The sequence below is a fragment of the Leucobacter faecis genome, assembly GCF_054456635.2.
This window is the reverse complement of record NZ_JBTJEP020000056.1, coordinates 1-293: the sequence shown is the minus strand read 5'-3', so window position 1 is coordinate 293 and position 293 is coordinate 1. Positions and strand designations below refer to the sequence as shown.

The following is a 293-nucleotide window of genomic DNA, read 5'->3' as shown; positions in this document are numbered from 1 at the left end:
CCCGCATAAAACGCGGCCGCAATCGCCGGAAACACGGGCCCAATCACACCACCCGAATACCCTTGATCAGGGCGTAGGTCACTCGCGAGCAGGGCACGCTGCCGCAGCAGCCGATGAGACCTACGCGTAATGCGCTGCAACACATCAACCCCGTCGCGACACCCCAACCGGCCCGCAAGCGTCTCACGCGTATCACCCACGCAACGCTCCACCACTGTGCCCTCGGCCCGCACAATCAACGCTTCGAGCTGCCGGGACGCCTGCTCAAGCCCGGTTACGAGGGCGAGCAGGGA

Annotated in this window: 1 protein-coding gene; it reads right to left on the bottom strand. The window is 65.2% G+C overall.

Annotation, left to right across the window (positions count from 1 at the left end; translation table 11 throughout):
* A partial coding sequence (locus tag ACXR2T_RS15820) for a hypothetical protein (RefSeq protein ID WP_489945568.1) occupies positions 1 to 293 on the bottom strand: 293 nt, incomplete at both ends.